The sequence below is a fragment of the Collinsella sp. OM07-12 genome, from assembly GCF_003438275.1.
Classification (GTDB): Bacteria; Actinomycetota; Coriobacteriia; order Coriobacteriales; family Coriobacteriaceae; genus Collinsella.
In genome coordinates this window covers 1-1,581 of record NZ_QSTQ01000043.1, presented here as the reverse complement: position 1 = coordinate 1,581, position 1,581 = coordinate 1, and the positions used below count along the sequence as shown (strand labels likewise).

The window sequence follows — 1,581 nt, the reverse complement described above, 5'->3', positions numbered from 1 at the left end:
GACATCTACCGGACGGGCTCCTGCCCTCTATTCGAGTTAAAGTTTGTCTCTCTAAGAATGTGTCTCCCTAGAAAGGAGGTGATCCAGCCGCACCTTCCGGTACGGCTACCTTGTTACGACTTCACCCCCCTCACCCTCCACACCTTCGGCGCCTCCCCCCTAGACGGTTGGGCCGGCGACTTCGGGTGCAGACGACTCGGGTGGTGTGACGGGCGGTGTGTACAAGGCCCGGGAACGCATTCACCGCGGCATGCTGATCCGCGATTACTAGCAACTCCGACTTCATGGGGGCGGGTTGCAGCCCCCAATCCGAACTGGGGCCGGCTTTCCGGGATCCGCTCCCCCTCGCGGGGTGGCATCCCTCTGTACCGGCCATTGTAGCACGTGTGCAGCCCAGGGCATAAGGGGCATGATGACTTGACGTCGTCCCCGCCCTCCTCCGCCTTGACGGCGGCGGTCCCGCGTGGGTTCCCGGCATCACCCGATGGCAACACGCGGCGGGGGTTGCGCTCGTTGCGGGACTTAACCCAACATCTCACGACACGAGCTGACGACAGCCATGCACCACCTGTATGGGCTCCTCTCGGCCACGGGGTCTCCCCCGCTTCACCCATATGTCAAGCCCTGGTAAGGTTCTTCGCGTTGCTTCGAATTAAGCCACATGCTCCGCTGCTTGTGCGGGCCCCCGTCAATTCCTTTGAGTTTTAGCCTTGCGGCCGTACTCCCCAGGCGGGACGCTTAATGCGTTGGCTGCGGCACGGGGGGATCGCCCCCCCACACCTAGCGTCCATCGTTTACGGCTGGGACTACCAGGGTATCTAATCCTGTTCGCTCCCCCAGCTTTCGCGCCTCAGCGTCGGTCTCGGCCCAGAGGGCCGCCTTCGCCACCGGTGTTCCACCCGATATCTGCGCATTCCACCGCTACACCGGGTGTTCCACCCTCCCCTACCGGACCCAAGCCGCGGAGGTTCCGGGGGCTTCGGGGGGTTGAGCCCCCCGCTTCGACCCCCGGCCTGCCGGGCCGCCTACGCGCGCTTTACGCCCAATGAATCCGGATAACGCTCGCCCCCTACGTATTACCGCGGCTGCTGGCACGTAGTTAGCCGGGGCTTCTTCTGCAGGTACAGTCTCTTCTCTTCCCTGCTGAAAGCGGTTTACGACCCGAAGGCCTCCGTCCCGCACGCGGCGTCGCTGCGTCAGGGTTCCCCCCATTGCGCAAGATTCCCCACTGCTGCCTCCCGTAGGAGTCTGGGCCGTGTCTCAGTCCCAATCTGGCCGGTCGGTCTCTCAACCCGGCTACCCGTTGTCGGCACGGTGGGCCGTCACCCCGCCGTCTACCTGATGGGCCGCGGAGCCATCCCCTCCCGTCGGGGCTTTAGCCGGGGTGCCATGCGGCACCCCGGGGTATCCGGTATTACCCGTCCTTTCGGGCGGCTATCCCGGGGGAGGGGGCAGGTTCTCCACGTGTTACTCAGCCGTTCGCCACTCGCTTCTGCCCGAGGGCAGGTGCCGTTCGACTTGCATGTGTTAGGCGCGCCGCCAGCGTTCATCCTGAGCCAGGATCGAACTCTCCGTCCAAAA

General features: G+C 64.6%; 1 rRNA gene. It reads right to left on the bottom strand.

From position 1 onward, the window contains the following. Positions 1-71 precede the first annotated feature (71 nt). Positions 72-1,578, bottom strand: a 16S ribosomal RNA gene (locus DXB98_RS09925). Positions 1,579-1,581 lie beyond the last annotated feature (3 nt).